This is a genomic window from Paenibacillus intestini (genome assembly GCF_030803945.1).
GTDB lineage: Bacteria > Bacillota > Bacilli > Paenibacillales > Paenibacillaceae > Paenibacillus > Paenibacillus polysaccharolyticus.
The window spans coordinates 157370-178904 of sequence record NZ_JAURUN010000002.1 but is presented as its reverse complement, the minus strand read 5'-3'; the positions used below and the strand labels follow the sequence as shown (position 1 = coordinate 178904).

Here is a 21535-nt window from a genome sequence, read left to right as displayed (position 1 = left end):
AATGATAGAATCCACCCCGGGCGAGACGGAAACTTTAAATTACAAGCCGATGAAACTAGGCGGAGATCAAGTGATCAATCATTGGTTGATCAATGGTATATATACGGAGTCTGTTGCGTTTGTTCCAACAACGATGGAGGGAGATATTAATGATTGGCTTATCGATGGATTTGCTATTCACGAAAACCCGTGCAGGCAGGAGTTTGTTGAAAATAGAAGATCACAGCCTGTATCCCGATTTTTCGATCAATGGAGTGAGTTCCCGAGTCCGGGAGATCCATTTCGTGGAGAACAGGGTGAAAAGCGATGGGAGATTTATTCTCCCTGGGGTAATCCGCGAGTAGAGAAATCAGGTTTCTGGTTTGTACCCACTCATCTACGTAGCTATGCCGCGACACGTCTGGTCTCTCCAACCGCTCATAAGGCGTCATTCCGAATCAAAACGTATGGAAGCCTGACACTGTGGATCAATGGAGAACAGGTCACGGATTTTGCGCCACTTGTTCGTAATAAGGAGCAGGAAATCGTAATTCAAGCTGAGCTTACAGCCGGAGTCAATGAGATTTATGCCTGCTGGGAGGATTTGGCTGAACGAGATACGATGTATGCTTTTGCCGTAGAATATCTTGGAAAAGAAGAATTGTATGTTTCGTTGCCTATTGCTTCCCATTTGGTAGAGCCTGTGCGATCCGCCGAGCGTGCTCTGGAACAAGCTTACTTTCCTTCGGATATTTTTAAAGGCGAACAGATTAAACTGAAGCTTCCGCTTTCCTTGCCAGATATCGTCAGAGAGGTGCGTGTTGAGTATGGCAATTTCTTTGATGGCACCGAAAATAAGACGATACAGATCGCCGAGAAGGAAGCGGAGCTGGTTCTGGGACATACCAATGAAATTGGACATCATTACGTCTATTTCACGCTGACCCTTTCGGTTTCAAACGTAGTTCTCACCAAAAAGTTTGGCTGCCAATCCTACGATACCCGATATGATGAGGCTGCTCAACAAGCCAAGGATATTGAAGCCCGCAAATTGCTGGCTCTGCAATGTATTGCCGAGAAGGGTAGCTCTAACATTCACACAGCGATCGCTATGCTAAAAACAAATGGCAATGTGCAAGACGCGGAGACCATGTTGTTAGAAGGTGTGGAGGGCATTGAAGAGCGGAAGGATTGTAGTGATTTTTATCTCGTAGGGTTGTTCCGGCTATGGAGAGATGAACGAGATAGCGGGTTGTTCAGTGAAGCATTCTGGGAGCGGGTAAAAGCAAGTATCCTGAATTATCGGTATTGGATCGATGAACCTGGCGATGATGTGATGTGGTTTTTCAGTGAGAATCATGCGTTGTTGTTCCATACGAACGAACTGTTAGCGGGGCAATTGTTTGGGGAAGAAATGTTCACGAATAGTGGTGAAACAGGTGAAGTACATCGTCAGAAGGCAGAGCAGCGGCTTGCTTTATGGTTTGAACGCTTTATGGAAGAAGGATTGGCTGAATGGAATTCTAGTGCATACATTCCCATTGATGCCGTTGGACTCTTGCATATTTACGAGTTTGCTCAGAATGAACAACTTAGAGAGCAAGCGAAAAAAGCAATGGATTTGTTATTTTATTATATTACGATACAGATGCATCAAGGGGTAATGTCCACCACGTTTGGGCGTAGCTACGAGAAGGAATTGCTGGGGAGTTATGCCGCGGGGACAACGTCTATGTGCTGGATCGGTTATGGTGTCGGTCATGTGAACAATTATTCGATTAGTAACGTGGCTCTGAGTTTATCCGATTATATCCCTCCTGCGACTTATCAGGAACATCTGTTGCTTGAGGAAAATCAACAGTTAACGTTTACCAATCAGCAGGGAAAGGGAGGGTATGCCAAACTCTATCACTATCGAACAGCAACATACGCCCTGTCCTCCATTATAAACTTTAGACCAGGCAAGCCAGGTTATCAGGAACATGTCAACCATCTGTCCCTGTCGCCAGAGGCGCAGGTATGGGTGAATCATCCCGCAGAGATATACAAACATGGGGATGGTAGACCTTGTTTCTGGGCTGGAAATGGTATTTTGCCTGACGTTGTTCAGCATGAAGCAATCGCTTTGATGATGTTTGATATTCCAGCAACGCATACTTCGGATTGGACACATGCTTATTTTCCTACGTCATTTTTCACGACATGGGAGAAACATGAGAACTGGTATTTTGGCTGTCTGAATAAAGGGTATGTGGCTCTATATACAGCGAATGGAACGAGCATGGAGAAGAACGGAGTGACCAGAGAGCGTGAGCTTGTTTCCCCTGGATTACGTAATGCCTGGATTATTAGAGCAGGCAATGAATCTCAATTCGGATCATTTAGCCATTTTATAGACCAAGTTCGTTCTTCCAGCCCGCAATTCGACAGTACTTCTCTGACGCTTAGCCTGACCGATCCAATATACGGTTCCGTTCAGTGGGGAATGAACAAACCTTTATTTGTCCAAGGAGAGGAAATCGTACATGCAGGTCATGGTGTTATGGGACAGTTGCATCTAGATAACATCAAACGTTGAATCATGTGCAATAAAATCTGGGGAGTGAAACAATCATGCTGAATCAAGATATGCTTATGGAGAAAATAAGCAAGGTATCAGGTGCGATGAAATCGATGAAAAACACAAGCATCAACGAACAGTTTCCCATTGGACTGATCGACATTCATCTATGGGAATGGCCTCAAGGGGTCGGACTTTACGGTCTCCTTCAGCTCTATGAAGCAACCAACGATGCTGAAGTGCTTCGTTTTCTTGAATCCTGGTATGATGCCAGGCTGATGGAGGGACTACCCGAGAAAAATGTGAATACCTGTGCACCGTTGCTTACTTTAATGACACTAAGCCAGCTGACCGGAAACAATGAGTACGAACGTGTCTGTGAAGAATGGAGCAGCTGGATTATGGATGAACTGCTACGGACCGGAGATGGTGCGTTTCAGCATATGATCACGGGAGATGCAAATGACGGACAGATTCTGATCGATACCCTTTTTATGACGGTGTTGTTTTTAGCTAAAGCAGGAGTGCACTTTGAGAAACCAGCCTATGTGGAAGAAGCCAAGCGACAGTTCCTTGTGCATATTAAATATCTATACAATAAACAAACCGGATTGTTCTATCACGGCTGGGATTTCAATGAAAACCATAACTATGGTGCTGTTCATTGGGGGAGAGGCAATGCGTGGTACACGGCCGGAGTGATGGATTTTCTAAATATCATCCCCATTGAAGATGGGCTGAAGTCTTATCTGCTAGATACAGCGACTGCGCAAGTCAGAGCACTTAGCAAGCTACAGCATGAGGATGGCATGTGGCATACGGTACTGGATGATCCAGACTCCTATAAAGAAACGTCCGCAACGGCGGCGTTTGGATACGGAATTCTCAAGGGAATCCGGTACGGCTACCTGGATGAATCCTATCTTGATACGGGGATGATGGCGCTTGAAGCCGTGTTGCAGCATATTGATGAAACCGGAGTCGTACAGCAAGTATCTTATGGAACACCTGTAGGGCATGATGCCCAGTTTTATAAAGAAATACCGATTAGTCCGATGGGCTATGGACAAGCGTTGACGTTATTTATCCTCATTGAGGGCTTGCGGTCTTCAGTCGTTGCAGAAGTGTCTTAAAAAAGATAATACTCTCTACATGATTCGATAAAATTTCACCCTATAGCGAAGCCCTCTGAAAGGCTATTTCTATAGGGTGATTTCAATTCGTTACTATTCAGATGGAAGTATAGTTTGGTTGATTTCCTTTATCCCGGTATTAATAAAATTCTCAACAGGAAGTCCCTCGCTTGCACGCAGCAGCGTCTCAATAATTTTTGTTCCCCATACCTGCTCATTTTGTGAAATCACGGTTGATATCTGCCCATTTGACAGTCCTTTTTCGCTAATTGAATTGCCACCGAAAGCGATTAGATGCCGGTTCAAGCCTTTGGCTTTCCAAACAAGGGTAGAGGCGGAAACGGATACAAAATCCAGCCCCACCACTGCATTAAAATGGGGGTGCGCATCAATCATGGATTCAATATCGTTGACCGCTCGATCTTCATTGCCTTGATTGTATCTGACTTCCAAAATTTCGATGTCAGTGTCATTACGAATATAATCAATGAATCCGTCCAGACGTTGCTGTAGACCAACCATCTCTTCCATACCACTTTCGACTAGAATCATGCCTTCATTATTCAGGAGCCTGGCTGTGGTCTGAGCAAACTGTCGGCCCGTTAGATAATTATCCGCTCCAACATACGCCATTCGATCGCTGGAAGGTGCATCCGATTCAAATGTAATCACCGGAATACCTGCTGCCCTAGCTTTATGAATGACCGGTGTAAGCGCGGCAATATCAATAGGAGCGATGGCAATTCCGTCAACATGTTGTTTGATCATATTTTCCAGAATGCGTATTTGCTGTTCGGTACTTGCTTCGTCTGGCGCGTTGACGGTAAGCGTCACATGATGTTTTTCAGCAGATTGTGTAGCATCCATTGTGATCATCTCATATGTCGGATAGGTCATCGGATAGATGATTCCGAAAGTTTTGTTTTTGGACGCGGATGCTTCCTCAGCTGTAGCAACATATTGGCTTACTTCCTGATTTTTGGGATGTGAATCACCTGAATCCGAATGGATCGTTGAACTCGAAGGGGCTCTCGTGCAAGAGGTTATCGATGATGCAAGCAAGATTAACAACAAGAACCAGCCAGCACTTTGGAGCTTACTCATACATCGGCTCTTTTCTCATGTCCTCAGATGATTCATCGGGTACCACGGCCCCCCGTGTGCGATATTCCTTGGGCGTAAATCCGGTTGTCTTTTTGAATATATTTGAAAAATAGTGTGGATCGTTATATCCAACCTTGAATGCAATCTCAAATGTCTTGTTGCTCGTTGTTTTCAGCAGTTCTTTGGCTTTGCCGATTCTCACTTGGGTTAAGTATTCGGTTATGGTCTGACCTGTTTCCTGGCTGAAAATTTTACTGAGATGGCTTGGGCTAATACGCACATGTGCTGAGATACTCTTCAAGGAAACCTGCTCGTTATTGTATTGCCCAGACACATACGCTTTGACCTGATCAATGACATCACTGTATTTGCCAGAAGATGCTGCTCTTCGCTGCCATAATTGATCGAGCAGATCACACAAGTATCGGGTACAGGCTTCCCAGCTTGTAATTCCCCGAATCATCTGTTGCAAGCTCCGAATGTTTTCGTCCGGGTCAGCGCCCATACGAAAGATTTGATTCGCGATACGGAAGGATTCAAGAGTAAGATCGTTTAACAAATAAACGCCATACGACGAAGAATTCCAGTCTATCGACTGTAATGGAGCTGCGAATTCCTGTACAAAGCTGTCACGCAGATGGAGGTCACCAATCTTGAGAAATTCAAGAAACCGGTTGCGATCTAACAAAATATTCATTTTCTCATCCAGGTGAATCTCTCGTAACGAGGCTTTGTTTTGCTGCGTCAAACGCGTGATATATTTGTCTTCATCCGCTTCCAGATAGGAAACATGAATGCCTTGCAGGCGTTCCTGATGACTTCCAATGCCAATAACGACACTGCAGTTGAATTGTTGCTCCAGATCCAGACGTATCTGTCCTCGAAGCTGTTCCAGATAAGCCATAATACGGTTTTCGGAGCTGGATTTAAGCAACAGCACCCGTTCCGTCCGGCTACGAATGTAAGAGAGAAATTCCACATCAACGCTACAGAATTCCTCCAGAATCCGAATTGTTTTATTTAATAATAACTCCGAATTTTGAGAATCATCATGGGGTCTGATATCCATAATGACAATGGTGTAGAATTTGGCAGAAAGAGATAGTGAGAGCTTTTTGGCAGAATCGATGGCATCCGATGTACCGATGAGCCCACCGCACAGATCGGCGAGCAATTTTTCTTTGGTCATCGTAAGACTGGTCAGTCGTTGTTCTTCTTCATCCATCTTCTGGCTGACTTCATGCAATATCTGAAGAAGTTCTGTTGCACTGACGGGTTTAAGACAATATTCGGTAACGCCAAGCCGGATTGCCTCCTGAGCATAACTGAACTCATCATGTCCGCTCATAATAATGATTTTGATATGAGGTTTTTGCGCACGGATGATAGAGGCCAGCTCTAAACCGTTCATAAACGGCATTTTAATGTCGGTAATGAGAATATCAGGTGCCCATTCTTCGATTAAGGGTAAAGCCAGCTCCCCATCCGGTGCATCTCCGCAGTAGTGAAAACCTTCCTTTTCCCATTGTACGCTGTTGCGTATGTTCTCCCGAATCCCGATCTCATCATCGACAATCATTACCTTTTTCAATGCTGAACCTCCTTGCTTTTGGGGATGCGAATCTGAAATGTACTTCCTTCCATATACGTGCTCTCCATCTCAACACCATAGGATGGGCCGAAATAGAGACGAATGCGATCATGCACATTCAGCAGACCAAACCCGCCGTCTTGCTCATTTTCTTGAGGAGAACGGGAACCAGCAGGTTGATCTAATTTTTCTCTCAACTGTGTCAGTTGTTCGGTGTTCATACCAATGCCGTTGTCACGCACCGTGAGCACAATGCTTGTATCGTCCGAGTATCCCTGAATCGAGATGAGTCCTTGACCCCGTTTGTTTTTGATTCCATGATAGATGGCATTTTCGATCAGAGGTTGTAGTGTCATTTTCAGAATGGGATACTCTTGAAGTTCATGTTCGACCTTGATTTCGTATGTCAAAATATCGTGATACCTCATCTGCTGAATTACCAGATAATTGCGCGCATGTTCAAGCTCTGTTTGGATCGATACCCAATCAAAGCCTTTGTTCAGACCCAACCGAAAGAACCTGGAGAGCGCCTGAACCAGCTTGATCACACTTTCCTTTTTTTCGGCTTCAGCCATCCAGATGATGGACTCCAGCGTATTGTATAGAAAATGCGGATTAATCTGCGCTTGCAACGTTCGTAATTCGGCTATTTTGACTTGTTCATTTTCTTTGATGCTTTGGTCAATCAGCGTTTTAATTTTCTCCAGCATGATGTTGAAGCTTTGCCCTAAATCCGCGATTTCGTCCGAACCGGTAGGGGTGACTTTGACCTCCAGATATCCGCTAGCCGCTTTACGCATCTTGTTCATGAGAATTTGTATGGGATGAATGAGTCTGTTATTCAGGAAAAAATATAAAGAAATCGCAAAAAATGCGCTTAATAAAACACTGATGATAATTAGCTGGCGGATGCCATTGGCCTCCGTAATAATTTCCTGAAAAGGCGCAGCTCCGATGATTTTCCATCCCGTCTGCCTGGATGTACTATATACGACAAACTGCGGTTTCGAGCCTGCGGACAAGTTGAAGCTGTCTTGCTCTGCGTGTAGAGGCACGGAGTTGATCTGGTTGATGATGGCGAGAGAGGCCTCGCCCGCAGGCGGTGTGAAAAGTGTTTTCCCATATTGATCGTTAATATAGAAGAAGCCGGAATCTTTAATTTTCGTCGTTGTCAAAAATTCATCAATGAATGAATCATTCATATCAATCACAATAAAGCCGATGACTTCATGTGTAATGCGTTCCTTGACGGTTGTCATAATTGAAAGCGCATTCTCTTTTGGGTACGCGAATCCATCCAAACGGTTATATTCAGCATAAGGTGCAGCATGAGGAATTCGCAAAATAGCGTTTGGGTACTGTACCAGATACTGAAAATAGGGATTGCGAAGCGGGTTACGCTCCAGCTTGAATACTCCTTTTCGTTCGCTGATGCCTTTGCCATAGAAGTTAACAAATGAGATGTTGAGTACCTTATCGTATTTGTAGGTTTCACGGTATAGATTGTAGGTCTGTAAAATAGCCTTGGCTTCGCCATACGACTCGGATTGTGCGTACAAATACTGTAGAACTTGTGGATTCTTGCCCAGTTCTAGTAGCCGCTCCGTATCTTCAAACATGATGTCAATATTTCTGGCAAGCTGGTCCGCAGCCAGTTGGGTGGAGGCTTTGTTGTGATTCGATACAACGGTATATGACTTGTGGTACGAAATTAATCCAACGATAATCAGCGGTACAGAACTGAGGATGATAAACATGCTGAGTAATTTAAGTCTGAGGCTTGAAGCTATCCACCTAACAAGTTTCAACGTATTCCACTCCATCTGAAGGAATCAGGATCTAAAGGTAGCATTATTATAACATGAATTTGAACAATGAAAGCGTATCGCAAAATAGTACACCATTCACTAAAAAAATTACACGTTTATATGACATGCCCTCCACAATTACTAAATTATTACATAAAATTCGCATCACATTCCATGTTAGTAAATGATGTAAACGTTTTATAATGTGATCACACCACACAAGGTGAACTGAAAAAGGGAGGATCACATGATGCGAAGCAAAAAAAAGTGGGGACTCGCCATCACACTGGCGATGGTTATGCTTGTAAGTACAGCGTGTAACAGCGGTAATGGGGCATCTGGTACAAATCAAGCGAGTTCTGGAGGAGATAGCGGAAGTGCACCTGCGACTTCCAAGACGATTACACTTGGTTTTTCTCAAGTAGGTGCGGAGAGCGGCTGGCGTTCAGCCAACACCAAATCCATTCAGGACTCAGCCAAAGAAGCCGGGTATGATCTGAAATTCTCGGACGCGCAGCAGAAACAGGAAAATCAGATCAAAGCCTTGCGCTCCTTTATTCAGCAGAAGGTGACTGTGATTGCTTTTTCTCCGGTGGTGGAGTCTGGTTGGGATACGGTCTTAAAAGAAGCAAAGGATGCGGGCATCCCGGTCATTCTGACGGATCGCGCCGTAGATTCACCGGATAAATCATTGTACAAGACGTTTATCGGTTCCGACTTTGTAGAAGAAGGACGTAAAGCAGGCCAGTGGCTGAGCGATAAGTATAAAGATGCACAAGAGGAGATCAATATTGTTGAACTGCAAGGTACAACAGGTTCTGCTCCAGCGAATGATCGCCAGGAAGGTTTTATGGAGATCATTGGTTCCAATGCCAAGCTGAAAGTGATCGCGTCCCAATCCGGCGACTTTACACGTGCCAAAGGGAAAGAGGTTATGCAGGCTTTCCTCAAAGCTCATAAAAAAATCGACGTTCTCTATGCACATAATGACGACATGGCACTTGGGGCCATTCAGGCCATTGAAGCTGCGGGTTTAAAACCTGGTGTAGATATCACCATTATCTCGGTTGATGCGGTGAAAGACGGTATGCAGGCTGCAGCAGATGGCAAGATCAACTTCATCGTGGAATGTAATCCGCTGCTCGGACCTCAGTTGATGGAGGCGGTTCAGGCTGTGGTGGACGGCAAAGAGATTGAGCCGCGTATCGTCACGGAAGAAACGACCTTTACATCGGAGCAAGCCAAAGAAGCACTGCCATCACGGCAATATTAAAAGCAGCTGCGGTTAACACCGAAAAGTCATTTTTCGACCTCACTGTCGCTAAATGACTTTTTTCTATCCCAATCGGATGGCCGTTCGAATGCGAACGGCTTCTACAATAAAGGAGAGATGGATGTGGAGGATCATCACGCACCGATCCTGCAGATGACGGGGATCACCAAACGTTTTCCAGGCGTTAAAGCACTCTCTGACGTCAGTTTTCGCCTGTTTCCGGGTGAGATTCATGCATTGATGGGTGAGAATGGAGCGGGAAAATCAACATTGATCAAAGTATTGACAGGGGTATACTCGATTGACGAAGGCACGGTGACGATGGACAGTCGAACGCTTGCCATATCAGGGCCGCTAGAAGCTCAAAAAGCGGGGATTAGTACGGTATATCAGGAAGTGAATCTTTGTCCGAATCTGACGGTAGCGGAGAACATCTATATCGGGCGGGAGCCGATGAAGTATGGCCGAATCAATTGGAAACAGATGAACCAGGATGCGGAGAAACTTTTACGTGAACGATTAAATCTGGTCATCGACGTGAAAGCGCCTCTGCAGTCTTATTCGGTAGCGGTACAGCAACTCATCGCCATTGCAAGAGCACTTAGCATCTCGGCTAAAGTCCTTATTTTAGATGAACCCACTTCCAGTCTGGATAAAAATGAAGTGCAGCAACTCTTCCAGATTATGCGCAAGTTGAAAAGCGAAGGACTGGCGATTCTGTTCGTCACGCATTTTCTTGACCAAGTGTACGAAATGTCGGATCGTCTGACCGTGCTCCGCAACGGGGAACTCGAAGGGGAATACATTGCTGCATCGCTTCCACGTATGGAACTCGTACTCAAGATGATTGGTAAAGAACTCGAAATACTAGAGGATCTTCCTAAGCAAACGATCGAAGGGAAGTCAGAGACAGAAGTGGAGACAGATGCAAGGGAGGTTATGATTACCGCAACGGGATTGGGACGAAAAGGAGCGATCGACCCATTCGATTTAACGATTCGTAAGGGCGAAGTTGTGGGTTTGGCTGGATTGCTCGGATCAGGTCGTACGGAGATTGCTCGTCTGATCTTTGGCGCAGATCGTGCCGACGAAGGCAAGCTGACGGTTGCAGATACAGGTAACTCGGTAAAGTCACCGCGGCATGCGATTGACCAACATATTGCCTTCTGCTCGGAGAATCGCAAAACCGAAGGCATCATCGACGATCTGACGATCAGGGAGAATATCGTTCTTGCCTATCAGGCGACACGGGGCTGGTCGAAGCCTATTTCGCGCAAAAAGCAGGATGAGCTTGCGGAGAGATATATCAATCTGTTGCATATTCATCCTAAAAATCCGGAGCAGCTGATCAAAAACCTGAGTGGTGGCAATCAGCAGAAAGTATTGCTTGCGCGTTGGTTATTGATGAATCCCGATCTGTTGATCCTGGATGAGCCTACACGCGGTATTGATATCGGGGCGAAGGCGGAAATACAGAAGCTGGTGCTCTCATTGTCGAAGCAAGGCATGGGTGTTCTGTTTATTTCGTCGGAGCTGGAAGAAGTGATTCGGGTTAGCGACCGGGTAGCGGTGTTGCGAGACCGGAAAAAAGTAAAAGAGCTCAGTGGAGAAGAGATCAATAAGCAGCAAATTATGAAAGCGATGGCAGGAGGTTGACGTCATGATGAGCAGGATGCGAAAACATCATTTGTTTTGGCCGTTATGTATGCTCGGTTTACTTTTATTATTTAACTTGATTTATTCACCCGATTTTTTCTCGCTTGTGATACGTGAAGGCAATCTATATGGCAGTTTGATCGATATTCTTAATTTCGGCGCACCGCTGATTCTGGTCTCCATAGGTATGACACTGGTCATCGCAACCGGCGGTATTGATCTGTCCGTAGGTTCGATTGTTGCGATCTCGGGGGCAATGGCTTGCATGACGATCAGCAAAGGAACAGATCAAAGTTCACTTTGGCTTGTTCTGAGTGCACTTGCGTTATCGATTGGTCTTTCGCTTGTTCTTGGTGTGTGGAACGGAGCGCTGGTATCCGTAGCTCGAATCCAACCCATTATTGCAACGCTCATTCTTATGGTGGCTGGCCGAGGTGTTGCGCAACTAATCACCGACGGACAGATTATAACGGTGTCCAATGCACAATATCAGTACATTGGCGCGGGTTCACTTGCGGCGTTACCTTTCTCAATTTTCATCGTACTGACGGTACTGCTTATTGCTGTACTTCTCACGAGAAAAACAGCACTGGGGCTGTTTATTGAGTCGGTGGGGAATAACGCACGGGCGAGCCAACTTGCTGGCATTCGTTCCAAAACGGTCATCCTTGCCGTGTACGTGTTCTGTGGTCTCTGTGCCGGAATTGCCGGACTGATTCTCAGCTCCAACGTATCCAGTGCGGATGGCAATAACGCCGGCCTGTGGTATGAGCTGGACGCTATTCTAGCCGTCGTGATCGGTGGAACTTCACTGAATGGTGGACGTTTCTATCTGATGGGTACGGTGGTCGGTGCGCTGATTATCCAGACCTTAACGACAACCATCTACATGATTGGTGTACCGCCTGAGGTTACACTCGTTGTCAAAGCCTTTGTTGTGCTCGCCGTATGTCTAATCCAATCCGATGCTTTCCGCAAGACCATGGCAGATCGCCTGAAAAAGCGGAAGTTTCCAGCTGAACAAGGGGTGAATCGCCATGTATCTTAATCGAAAGCTGCTCCCGGTTCTGGTCACCTTTGGCTTACTGGCTGTTATGATTGCCATTGGCTCGTTCCGTTACACGGGTTTCTTTTCCACACAAGTACTGTTTAATCTGTTGATTGACAATGCTTTTCTCATTGTGACGGCGATTGGCATGACCTTTGTCATCGTATCCGGCGGCATTGATCTGTCCGTCGGTTCGGTCATTGCACTGACCACGATTATTAGTGCGAGTTTGGTTGAAAAACAAGGCTGGTCGCCTACCGTGGTCATTCCCATGGTGCTCATAATGGGTGCGGTGTTTGGTACATTGATGGGAGCCATTATTCATTATTTTAAAATTCAGCCCTTTATCGTGACACTCGCCGGTATGTTTCTGGCAAGGGGACTCTGTTATGTCATCAGTACCGACACCATTACGATTACCAACTCGTTCTATACGGACGTTGCACAAGCCAAGATTCCGTTACCTGGAGGCAGCTTCGTTTCCGTTAATGTAATCATAGCTCTGATCGTCTTATTGCTTGCCATCTTCCTTGCCCACTACACCCGTTTTGGACGCAATGTGTACGCCATTGGCGGAAGTGAGCAATCGGCCATGCTGATGGGTTTACCTGTAGCACGCACCAAAATTTTGGTGTATACCTTCAGTGGTTTTTGCTCTGCACTGGCAGGAGTTGTATTTACATTCTATATGTTGTCGGGTTATGGATTACACGCCATGGGTCTGGAGCTGGATACGATTGCAGCGGTAGTTATCGGGGGGACATTGCTGACGGGTGGCGTTGGTTACGTAGCTGGCACGTTCCTTGGTGTATTGATCCAGGGGGTTATCCAAACTATAATTAGTTTCGAAGGCACGCTCAGCTCCTGGTGGACGAAAATTGTGATCGGTTTGATGCTGTTTGTCTTTATTTTATTCCAACGACTTCTCAGTGAACGGCGAGTATCCGCCAAATCATTGCATTAACCCACTTTATAACCATTGGCGAGTTGAATTTCTCAACACACATTTAAGAAAAGCACGTCAGATCAGATTGTAGTGAGAGGCTGGCAGACTTGGTTGGTATAAATGATGTTAGAGGGGGAGGGAATTGGTGAAAACAAATGCGATTTGGTTGTGTGTACTGCTACTGATACTGTTATGTCTTTCAGGCTGCACCCTGGTTGAGTCCGAGTCCAAACCTCTTCCTGTCCCTTCAAATGTTGAATCCCTGCCCTCGTTAGAAGAATGGATGCAATCAGCGGAATATAACTTGCCTTCCAAAGAACCCATTATATTGGGCTTTTCGCAACTGGGTACGGAGAGTGCTTGGCGTATCGCCAATTCCACCTCCATTCAGGATGCCGCCAAGGAATCTGGAATTACCCTTATTATAAAAAATGCAGAGCAGTCTCAGACGAAACAATTTGAGGCTGTTCGTTCGTTTATCAAGCAAAAGGTAGATGTAATCGCTATTGCACCCGTGGTGGAATCCGGCTGGGATGACATTCTGCAGGAAGCGAAGCAAGCTGGAATTCCCGTCATCATCGTAGATCGGTCCGTTGACGCTAAAGATACCTCTCTATTTGTAACGACGATCGGCTCGGACTTCTATGAAGAGGGTGTGAAAGCCGGAAAGTATATTCAGGATCGGCTACGGAATATGCCAGGAACGATTCGCATTGCTGAATTGCAGGGCACAAGTGGATCAACGCCGTCTATCCAGCGGGGAGAGGGCTTTCGAAGCATTTTAGGGGATAAAGCCCAGATCTTGTTCTCGCAAAGTGCCCCTGCTGATTTCACAGAAAACAAGGGCAGGCAAGTGATGGAAGGTTTTCTTCAGGTTCGGGAAGAAGAGCGACCACAAGTCCTTTTTGCGCATAATGACGAGATGGCTTTTGGTGCTATTCAGGCGATTCAGGATGCTGGCTTGAAACCTGGTGAAGACATCATTATTGTGTCGGTAGACGGATCACGGAAAGCACTGCAGAGTTTGGCGGACGGGCAGATTAATGCCGTGGTGGAATGTAACCCGTTACTTGGACCTCAGCTGATGCAAGCTACCAAAGAAATTATGGCAGGGCGCACACTTCCCAAACGCATGGTACCCCGAGAGGATATTTTCACACAAGAAAGTGCGAAGCGTGAGATGCTTAATCGAAAATTTTGAACGGCTAGAGTTTATAAAAATCCTGTTGGACAATCCCGACGGGATTTTGCATTTTTATTGAAGATGGCATATAGTATTTACCCGATATGATTTGATGTGAAGGAGTGAGTGTATGATCATCATGATTAATGGTGCGTTTGGTTCCGGTAAGACCTCAGCAGCGAAGGCGCTACAGCCAAGAATTGAAAATAGCATGATCTATGATCCCGAAGAGATTGGTTATATGATCCGAAAGCTTCTGCCTGAGGAACATCGGGAAGAACAGGAGCGCACCGATGATTTTCAGGATATTGAACTCTGGAAAGTGTTGACGGTGAACGCTGCGAGAGAGGTGAAGCAAAAATACAATAAACATTTGATTGTCCCCATGACGCTCTACAAGAAAGCAAACTTTGATTACATTTATAGTGGGCTAAAGAAGATTGATCCGGACCTACATCATTTTTGTCTAACGGCTGAACTAGAGACGATATATAAACGTCTTGCCAAGCGTGGAGATGAATTCGGCGGATGGCAATATCAACAGGCTCCGAAGTGTGTTGAAGCGTTCAAGGCAGATGTATTCGAAACCCGAATTGCGACAGATCATCTGGCAACAGATGAAGTGATCGATATCATTTTGCAGAAAGTGAAAGGGTAAAACTAAGAGGAGGCAATATGAAAAGAGGCATACGATTTCAAATTCCAAATGAATATGGGAGCTTTTTGGGAGAAATCCTGAAACCGATCAAGATCGCGGATTATGACTGGTTTGTTGGCGGAGAAGAGTCCTATTTAGTGGTTAAGAATAGCTTGGGAGAGAGTCTTTTTCCAGACCGGGTTATGGGCATGGCAGGAGAAGAGTTGCAGACAATGATTGATGATAACAAGTATTATTTGATCTTTGCCAATCTGAAAGCCTATCCGAGAGGTACAGCAATTATAGATATAGAGACATATGAAGACTATGCAGAGAGTGATTGTCAGCTTGCATTGCTTGTCGTAGATAGCAGTTACGTTGCGGTATACATTAAAGATGCTGAAATACGGGAAGAAATGCTTGAGCATATCAAGAGAATAGGATACGAAGCGCTGGATTATATTACGGATGATAATGACGTAAGAACAAAACTGTCCGTCTGGTGATAATTGCTGGAAGTTCGGGATCATATCATCCTGAAGTTGGATAGACTATGACATATTTTAGGATTAGAATGAGATGTATTGAATTGTAAATGAAGTTAGATGAAGTCCTTTGGAAATGTGAATGCGTTTACAAGTAAGGGGTGTAACTATTGTCGGATTATTATTGGGATAACCAAATAGAGTATCTGAGAAATACACGCTGGCTTTATTATAACGATGATTATCTCGAATTTTTGGTTGAACGCGTTTGGAAGATTAAGCAAGCTGTACATATGATTGATTATGGATGTGGTTTTGGTTACATGGGACTGAAGTTACTCCCGCTCCTGCCTGTTGGCTCAAGGTACACGGGAGTAGATCAAGGATCAGAACTGATTAAACATGCGAAAGAACTCTACGCACACACAACTTATCAGGCTGAATTCATAGAAGGTGACATTGAAACGGTGCAGGTCGAACGAGCTTATGACATCGCGATAAGTCATGCTTTTTTGTTACATATGACAGAACCACGTGTGATATTGGAAAAGATGATTGGCAGTGTGGTGGATGGAGGCCGAGTGATTTGTTTCGAGCCACACTGGATTGCCAACATGGCGAGTTATGCAATAGACGGTATGGAGCAGTCCAGCATTGTGCACCTGGGCGTACTTCAGAAGTTGTATGAGCAGGCTGCCGGAGAGAGTGGCAAAGACGGGAATATAGGCATGAAGATTCCGACACTGCTCAGTCAGCTTGGTGTTAGAGGCGTGGAATGCCGAGTAAGCGATCGTGTGAACTTTTTAGATCAACAGATGGATGAACCGGATAAACATACGTTGTATAACGCGTTAAAAGAAGAAGGGTTAGGAGCCGTCCCGGGTAACCGAGAAGAAGTCATTGCCCACCTCATTGGACGAGGATTAACTTCCGAGGAAGCCATCCATCAGTATGAGGCAGAAGAGAGATTTGCCAGGGAATTCAATGAACACACGTATATGACGTATGCTCCGAACATGAAAATTACTAGCGGGATTGTAATCGGATAAATTGAATGTATACCGAAGAAAGGCAGTGAAATTATATGGTGCCTACAGCAATACCTTCACAAGCTTCTCAATCCTTTGGCATTGCTCCGGACTCACTGGTTTTAGTAAGTCAATCCACGAATGTGGTTTACAAATACCATCAGCAAAATAAAACATATTTTCTTCGGTTATCGGAGAAACCGGCAGCTTATGAAACATCTATTCAGGCAGAAGTTCACTGGGTTCGCTATCTGGTATCCAAGGGGGTTCGTGCATCATTACCCATTCTTACAGTAGAAGGCAAGCTGACTGCTGTATGCCGTGATCAAGAGAAATGTTATGTTGCCGCGGTATTTGAAGGAGCGACCGGATATTTTTTTGATAATGACTGGAGTGTATGGGATACAGATTTATTTACTCGATGGGGGAGCGTGATGGGCAGGTTACACCATTTAACACAAAGCTATCAACCCGAAGATCCGAGGTTAGTCAGAGCGGACTGGGCGCCACTGGAACTGGAGAATCCACATCTGCATACAGGTGACTATGCCTTGCTCCTAGGGAAGCTTCGAGCATTGGAGCAACAACTGACGGATTTGCCCAGAGAGGCCGAGGGTTATGGCCTAATTCTTTATGATTTCCATCCTTATAATTTTTTGATTGATCAGGGTGAGCTTAATGTCTTTGACTTTGATGATGCGATACGCGGCTGGTATGCTCTGGATATTGGGATCGCGGCTGCACATGCGGTGTGGTGGGGGTCACATGATCCGAAGTGGGGAACGAAGGATGAGTTCGCGAAGACGTTTCTGACCGCTTTTCTGGAAGGGTATGTGCAACAACAGCCAATAAGTCAGGAATGGATCGCTCGGATTCCTTTATTCATGGAGTACCGAAATATAAGTTCATTCTTCTGGTGGTTAAAGGATTGGAATGGGGATGAAGGTAGCTTATCTGAACATCAAAAAGGGGCTATCGCATCAGCAGTTAATTTGATCCAAAACGATCTAACGTTTGAAGGTTGCCGTTTTAAACTATAGAGCCGGAGGCTATGTCCGTGATTTATCGCAGAAAAACGTATATTATTGCTTCTTCTTTTGTGGAAGAATTTAATGCACTGTTCAATGATATTTTGCTGCCTGCACAACTGAAATACGGAGCGCGATTGATCGGCCGATGGCACACTCAACTGGAAGGAGAGACCAGTGAGATCTTTGCGATGTGGGAATACGATACGATGGAGCAGTATGAAGAGATTGAGCGCAAGATAAAAGCCGATCAAGAACATGTACGACGAGTACAGGAGCGTTATGATCAACTGGGAAGACATCGCTACGCCGAAGTGTTTAGGCGGGAGATACAGCAGCAGTTTTTCACCTCCACTGTGAATAGGGATCGGACTATATTACATTGAGATGTTAAAGCTAGGAGTGGTGTATAGGATGGAGACAGAAAGGCTTATATTTCGTGAATATACTAAAAATGATTTTGAACATTTATATATGATGACAAGTGAACCAAATGTGATGAAATACATTCGCCACGGAAATCCATGGACAAAAGAAGAAACGATGCAGACACTAGAAAAGTTTATTCAATGGAACAAGGGAGGCAAGGGACTTTTGCTTGCCTTTAACAGAGAAGATCAGCAGCTGGTTGGAACGTCTGGATTGATCCCGCAAGTCATTGATGGCAAGGATGAGCTGGAAGTCGGTTATTGGGTGCGAGAGCCCTATTGGAGACAAGGCTATGGGTATGAGCAAGCTAAGGCCTGGAAGGAGCACGGTTTGCAACGAGGGGAGAAACGTTTGATTTCTTTGATCCAACACGGAAATGCAGGCTCGATGCGGGTCGCGGAAAAGAATGGCATGACTCATGAGAAGGATGTCGACATCATAGGGAAACAAGTTGCGGTATTTTCAATCGAGGTGTAGTGGAATTTGAAAATTCGCATTATTGGCGCTTGCGGAAGCGGAAAATCGACTTTAGCTAGAGAACTGTCTCGAAAATATAACATTGCCTTCTATGAAATGGATAATCTGATTTGGGATCGAAGCGCAGAAAATAGGAGATATCCTGATGAGGTTAGGGACAGTTCTCTGCAAGCTATTGTTGGCTCAGATGCCTGGATCATTGAAGGAGCACAGCTGAAACCATGGACTTCATCATCTATTCTTGAAGCAGATTTGATTTTTGTGTTGCACCCCCATGTATTGGTTCGAGATTATCGGATTATTAAAAGGTTTCTGCTGTCTCGAACAGGGTTGCAGACGTGGAATTACAGACAATCCTTTAGTAATTTGTGCAAGATGATTGTGGAATGGAATCATCAATATGACGTTCAGGATGTCATAGAGATGACGAGTAAACATGGCAAGGATGTAGTTGTCATTACGAATGAGAAGCAGGCTGTAGAAAAGATAAATTCTACTTATAAACCTGCAACAACAATGTTTTAAAGATTGAATAAGGAGATTTACATGAGGACACACATCATTCGGATTCATCCCGTTACACGAGATAATTGGGAACAGGCTATAGAAATTTCGCTACATGAAAACCAAAAACATCTGGTTCCAAGTATTACGGAAGGACTTGCTTATGCCTATATTAAACCATGGGATGAAGCATTCGATCCTTACGTTTTGCAGATAGAAGAACAAGTAATCGGATTCTTTTATTTGAGTTATACACCTGAGAGTTTAGATAATTATTGGATTGGCGGCTTTCAGATCGACAAGAAGTTCCAAGGGCAAGGGATGGGAAAACGAGCTTTAAGAGCCATCATCGATTTTATCACCGATAAACATCCGTTATGTCACGTCCTTTCTCTGACCGTTGAACGAGATAACCATATTGCCCAGCACTTATATACAAGTATGTCATTTGTAAGCGAGAATCTGACCAATTCGGATGATGAAATTATTTACAGATTGAAAATAAGATGAATCACAAAGTCAACATACATCGTTTAGAGGGAGGTATTTTTATGAGAACAATTGATTACAGCCAGTATTACTGGCAAGATGACAAAGTAAGGCTGAGAGCTTTTGAAGAAGAGGATTGGGAGAGTTGTTACACCGGTGGCTTTGACTCTCCCGCGCGCATTTTGCTTGAATGTGCTGTTGAACTTCCGCCAACGATCACTGGAGCTAAACGATTAATAGATCAGAACGTAACATTCTCATCAACCAATGGTCGTATTATGTTTACCACCCTAAAATCTTGAGGGGTACACCATACTGGGCCAATAAAAAGGAGACAAAAGAATGATTACATACCAAATCTTGAACCTGGATCATGTAAAACAGTTACATGAAATTGATCGTTCTGAATATATCGATCTCATCTATGAGGCCGGTGAACAGGGCTTAGTTGAGCACAAACAAGATCATGTATGCGCGAATTGGGGTCAGGAACAACTGGAAGAGATAGAGGATCGTTATATTTATGAATTGCAACATGGGGGAATGGCTTATGGGGCTTTTGATGGTACGAGATTAGTAGGCTTTGGTGTACTTGCCCATCAATTTAGGGGGAAAGAGCAGAATCAGTTGCAGCTCGATCTCATGTATGTCTCCAGAGCGTACAGACGGCAGGGAATTGGGACACGCATTCTTGCTTTTTTAAGTGAGGAGGCAAGAAGGCGTGGAGCGCGGTCCTTGTACATCTCGTCAACCGAAACGAGATCAGCGGTTTCTTTTTATCAAAGCCAGGGCAGTGAAATGACAGGAGAGGTGGACAAAGAACTGTACACCAAAGAGCCCAAAGATATTCATATGATAAAGGAGCTTAACGGATGACGACGGTTGGTTTGTTAGGAACCATTCATAACGTTGGTGCGGATCACAATTACATATTTCAGGATGAGTTACGGAAAGAGGATGTTCATTGGATTTATCCTTTGAAATTAAAGGAGAACGAATGAGGAAAAAGATAGCAAAAGTCTGTAAATATACCTTCTTTACCGTCGTAGGAATGTTCGTAGTTTTTCTCATTTTTCCTACATGGACACCGAGTATCGAAGGGGAGAACAGTATAAGCCGTATAGAGCAGATTGACATCAACGGTGAAGGGCACGAAGTGATGATCAGGGGAGCGGATCGAGCCAATCCGGTATTGTTATTTGTTCATGGTGGACCTGGGTACTCAGAGATTCCTTATGTAAGAAAATATCAGCGTGAGCTCGAGCGGTATTTTACAATTGTTCATTATGATCAACGCGGTAGCGGAAAGTCATTCCATTTTACAGCGGATTATTCAAAGCTGACAACCGATGTACTTGCAGATGATTTAATCGCTCTGACAAAGTATGTTACTGAGGAACTTCATCAAGAGCAGGTGATCCTGGTCGGGCATTCTTTTGGGACGTATATCGGCATCAAGGCGGTTGCGAAGGCTCCAGAACAGTTTAAAGCTTATATTGGAATTGGACAGGTGGCCGACATCATTCAGAGTGAAATGGAGACGCTGGATTATACGATAAAGCAGGCAACCGCGGCAGGAAACAAAGCGGATGTGAAACAATTAGAGTTATTGCGTGATTCTGTGCAGCAAGGGAAAGGACTGACTCCTCGAACGTTTGTGCAAAAGTATGGCGGTTCAGCCAGACTCATTAACGAGAATGCTGATTATGTTAAAGGATTTCTAATAAATCCCGAGTACAACGGATGGGATGTCATTCGATTTTATACAGGGGTTCTCCAGTTGCAAGATCGGCTTGTGCGAGAAGCATTGGATCACCCATTGCCTGAGATTGTAGACGAGATCCAAGTTCCGACTTATTTCCTAATGGGGCAATATGATTATATGACGACCCTTAATGCTGCCAAGGATTACTTGCAAAAGTTGAAAGCACCCGAGAAAGAACTGGTTATATTTCATGAGTCCGCGCATTATCCTCAGTTTGAAGAGAAGGAACAATTCCTGGCTTGGCTGATTGAACATTTCAAATAGGGTTGAAAAGTGTAAAAACCTGTCAAAAAGGACAAGAGAATGAACTTTATTTACCATAATTGTGTTATTATGTTGGTGCGAACCGTTTTTTCGCTCACCACTCTATTCATAGAGAAGGGAGGAATATATTTTCGTATTTCTTCAATCA

The 21535-nt window shown here is 44.7% G+C and carries 22 protein-coding genes; 19 read left to right on the top strand and 3 right to left on the bottom strand.

Annotated features, from left to right (window positions below):
* The first annotated feature begins 1 nt into the window (after window position 1).
* A complete protein-coding gene (locus tag J2T16_RS05905; protein WP_154983807.1) occupies window positions 2-2557 on the top strand; it encodes a hypothetical protein in 2556 nt (851 codons plus the stop codon).
* Between the two features lie 35 nt (window positions 2558-2592).
* Window positions 2593-3672, top strand: a complete 1080-nt coding sequence (bglB, locus tag J2T16_RS05900) for a beta-galactosidase BglB (protein ID WP_154958861.1) — start codon at window positions 2593-2595, stop codon at window positions 3670-3672.
* A gap of 93 nt (window positions 3673-3765) precedes the next feature.
* On the opposite strand, the gene J2T16_RS05895 is transcribed toward bglB, so the two are convergent.
* The 3 genes from J2T16_RS05895 to J2T16_RS05885 are packed head-to-tail and all read right to left on the bottom strand — an operon-like array spanning window position 3766 to window position 8175.
* The gene (locus tag J2T16_RS05895; RefSeq protein ID WP_154958860.1) at window positions 3766-4776 is read right to left on the bottom strand and encodes a sugar ABC transporter substrate-binding protein; all 1011 of its coding nucleotides are present in this window, start codon (window positions 4774-4776) and stop codon (window positions 3766-3768) included.
* The gene (locus tag J2T16_RS05890) at window positions 4769-6367 is read right to left on the bottom strand and encodes a response regulator transcription factor (protein ID WP_221791019.1); all 1599 of its coding nucleotides are present in this window, start codon (window positions 6365-6367) and stop codon (window positions 4769-4771) included. The genes J2T16_RS05895 and J2T16_RS05890 overlap by 8 nt, the downstream gene beginning before the upstream one ends.
* Entirely contained in the window at window positions 6364-8175 is a 1812-nt protein-coding gene (locus tag J2T16_RS05885) for a cache domain-containing sensor histidine kinase (RefSeq protein ID WP_221791017.1), read from the bottom strand. Before J2T16_RS05885 ends, J2T16_RS05890 begins: the two co-directional genes overlap by 4 nt.
* 250 nt (window positions 8176-8425) lie before the next feature.
* Between J2T16_RS05885 and J2T16_RS05880 the strand changes: the two genes are divergently transcribed.
* From J2T16_RS05880 to J2T16_RS05800, 17 genes are all read left to right on the top strand, one after another.
* Entirely contained in the window at window positions 8426-9448 is a 1023-nt protein-coding gene (locus J2T16_RS05880; protein WP_154984023.1) for an ABC transporter substrate-binding protein, read from the top strand.
* A 123-nt stretch (window positions 9449-9571) separates the two neighbouring features.
* Window positions 9572-11104 (top strand): sugar ABC transporter ATP-binding protein, encoded by a 1533-nt coding sequence (locus J2T16_RS05875; protein ID WP_312027657.1) that lies wholly within the window; start codon window positions 9572-9574, stop codon window positions 11102-11104.
* A 7-nt stretch (window positions 11105-11111) separates the two neighbouring features.
* The gene (locus J2T16_RS05870) at window positions 11112-12152 is read left to right on the top strand and encodes an ABC transporter permease (protein ID WP_341181972.1); all 1041 of its coding nucleotides are present in this window, start codon (window positions 11112-11114) and stop codon (window positions 12150-12152) included.
* Window positions 12142-13116, top strand: a complete 975-nt coding sequence (yjfF, locus tag J2T16_RS05865; protein ID WP_154886262.1) for a galactofuranose ABC transporter, permease protein YjfF — start codon at window positions 12142-12144, stop codon at window positions 13114-13116. The genes J2T16_RS05870 and yjfF overlap by 11 nt, the downstream gene beginning before the upstream one ends.
* 127 nt (window positions 13117-13243) lie before the next feature.
* The gene (locus tag J2T16_RS05860; RefSeq protein ID WP_221791011.1) at window positions 13244-14299 is read left to right on the top strand and encodes an ABC transporter substrate-binding protein; all 1056 of its coding nucleotides are present in this window, start codon (window positions 13244-13246) and stop codon (window positions 14297-14299) included.
* 112 nt (window positions 14300-14411) lie between these two features.
* Window positions 14412-14939 carry an AAA family ATPase gene (locus J2T16_RS05855; protein ID WP_154983802.1) on the top strand — a complete coding sequence of 176 codons (528 nt, stop codon included), beginning with the start codon at window positions 14412-14414 and terminating at the stop codon, window positions 14937-14939.
* A 17-nt stretch (window positions 14940-14956) separates the two neighbouring features.
* Window positions 14957-15424, top strand: a complete 468-nt coding sequence (locus tag J2T16_RS05850; RefSeq protein ID WP_336122435.1) for a DUF2691 family protein — start codon at window positions 14957-14959, stop codon at window positions 15422-15424.
* 149 nt (window positions 15425-15573) lie between these two features.
* The gene (locus tag J2T16_RS05845; RefSeq protein WP_336122436.1) at window positions 15574-16452 is read left to right on the top strand and encodes a class I SAM-dependent methyltransferase; all 879 of its coding nucleotides are present in this window, start codon (window positions 15574-15576) and stop codon (window positions 16450-16452) included.
* A 38-nt stretch (window positions 16453-16490) separates the two neighbouring features.
* Window positions 16491-17471 (top strand): phosphotransferase enzyme family protein, encoded by a 981-nt coding sequence (locus tag J2T16_RS05840; protein WP_499017942.1) that lies wholly within the window; start codon window positions 16491-16493, stop codon window positions 17469-17471.
* 17 nt (window positions 17472-17488) lie between these two features.
* Complete coding sequence (locus J2T16_RS05835) at window positions 17489-17845, top strand: NIPSNAP family protein (protein ID WP_253495249.1); 357 nt, start codon at window positions 17489-17491, stop codon at window positions 17843-17845.
* Between the two features lie 28 nt (window positions 17846-17873).
* Window positions 17874-18365 carry a GNAT family N-acetyltransferase gene (locus J2T16_RS05830; protein ID WP_336122439.1) on the top strand — a complete coding sequence of 164 codons (492 nt, stop codon included), beginning with the start codon at window positions 17874-17876 and terminating at the stop codon, window positions 18363-18365.
* A 6-nt stretch (window positions 18366-18371) separates the two neighbouring features.
* Window positions 18372-18890, top strand: a complete 519-nt coding sequence (locus tag J2T16_RS05825; protein ID WP_154958855.1) for a shikimate kinase — start codon at window positions 18372-18374, stop codon at window positions 18888-18890.
* 21 nt (window positions 18891-18911) lie between these two features.
* Complete coding sequence (locus J2T16_RS05820; RefSeq protein ID WP_154958854.1) at window positions 18912-19379, top strand: GNAT family N-acetyltransferase; 468 nt, start codon at window positions 18912-18914, stop codon at window positions 19377-19379.
* A 41-nt stretch (window positions 19380-19420) separates the two neighbouring features.
* Window positions 19421-19660, top strand: a complete 240-nt coding sequence (locus tag J2T16_RS05815; RefSeq protein ID WP_186811698.1) for a hypothetical protein — start codon at window positions 19421-19423, stop codon at window positions 19658-19660.
* Between the two features lie 40 nt (window positions 19661-19700).
* Window positions 19701-20234, top strand: a complete 534-nt coding sequence (locus tag J2T16_RS05810) for a GNAT family N-acetyltransferase (protein ID WP_154958853.1) — start codon at window positions 19701-19703, stop codon at window positions 20232-20234.
* On the top strand, window positions 20231-20359 hold the full coding sequence (locus J2T16_RS05805) for a hypothetical protein (RefSeq protein ID WP_261771629.1): 129 nt from the start codon (window positions 20231-20233) through the stop codon (window positions 20357-20359). The genes J2T16_RS05810 and J2T16_RS05805 overlap by 4 nt, the downstream gene beginning before the upstream one ends.
* Window positions 20356-21387, top strand: a complete 1032-nt coding sequence (locus J2T16_RS05800) for an alpha/beta fold hydrolase (RefSeq protein WP_154958852.1) — start codon at window positions 20356-20358, stop codon at window positions 21385-21387. The genes J2T16_RS05805 and J2T16_RS05800 overlap by 4 nt, the downstream gene beginning before the upstream one ends.
* The last annotated feature ends 148 nt before the right edge of the window (window positions 21388-21535 follow it).

Bases quoted from the DNA above. Each gene is read 5' to 3' on its own strand.
- J2T16_RS05905 (WP_154983807.1), top strand. From the start codon at position 2: ATGATAGAATCCACCCCGGGCGAGACGGAAACTTTAAATTACAAGCCG.
- bglB (WP_154958861.1), top strand. From the start codon at position 2,593: ATGCTGAATCAAGATATGCTTATGGAGAAAATAAGCAAGGTATCAGGT.
- J2T16_RS05895 (WP_154958860.1), bottom strand. From the start codon at position 4,776: ATGAGTAAGCTCCAAAGTGCTGGCTGGTTCTTGTTGTTAATCTTGCTT.
- J2T16_RS05880 (WP_154984023.1), top strand. From the start codon at position 8,426: ATGCGAAGCAAAAAAAAGTGGGGACTCGCCATCACACTGGCGATGGTT.
- J2T16_RS05870 (WP_341181972.1), top strand. From the start codon at position 11,112: ATGAGCAGGATGCGAAAACATCATTTGTTTTGGCCGTTATGTATGCTC.
- yjfF (WP_154886262.1), top strand. From the start codon at position 12,142: ATGTATCTTAATCGAAAGCTGCTCCCGGTTCTGGTCACCTTTGGCTTA.
- J2T16_RS05855 (WP_154983802.1), top strand. From the start codon at position 14,412: ATGATCATCATGATTAATGGTGCGTTTGGTTCCGGTAAGACCTCAGCA.
- J2T16_RS05850 (WP_336122435.1), top strand. From the start codon at position 14,957: ATGAAAAGAGGCATACGATTTCAAATTCCAAATGAATATGGGAGCTTT.
- J2T16_RS05830 (WP_336122439.1), top strand. From the start codon at position 17,874: ATGGAGACAGAAAGGCTTATATTTCGTGAATATACTAAAAATGATTTT.
- J2T16_RS05820 (WP_154958854.1), top strand. From the start codon at position 18,912: ATGAGGACACACATCATTCGGATTCATCCCGTTACACGAGATAATTGG.
- J2T16_RS05815 (WP_186811698.1), top strand. From the start codon at position 19,421: ATGAGAACAATTGATTACAGCCAGTATTACTGGCAAGATGACAAAGTA.
- J2T16_RS05810 (WP_154958853.1), top strand. From the start codon at position 19,701: ATGATTACATACCAAATCTTGAACCTGGATCATGTAAAACAGTTACAT.
- J2T16_RS05805 (WP_261771629.1), top strand. From the start codon at position 20,231: ATGACGACGGTTGGTTTGTTAGGAACCATTCATAACGTTGGTGCGGAT.
- J2T16_RS05800 (WP_154958852.1), top strand. From the start codon at position 20,356: ATGAGGAAAAAGATAGCAAAAGTCTGTAAATATACCTTCTTTACCGTC.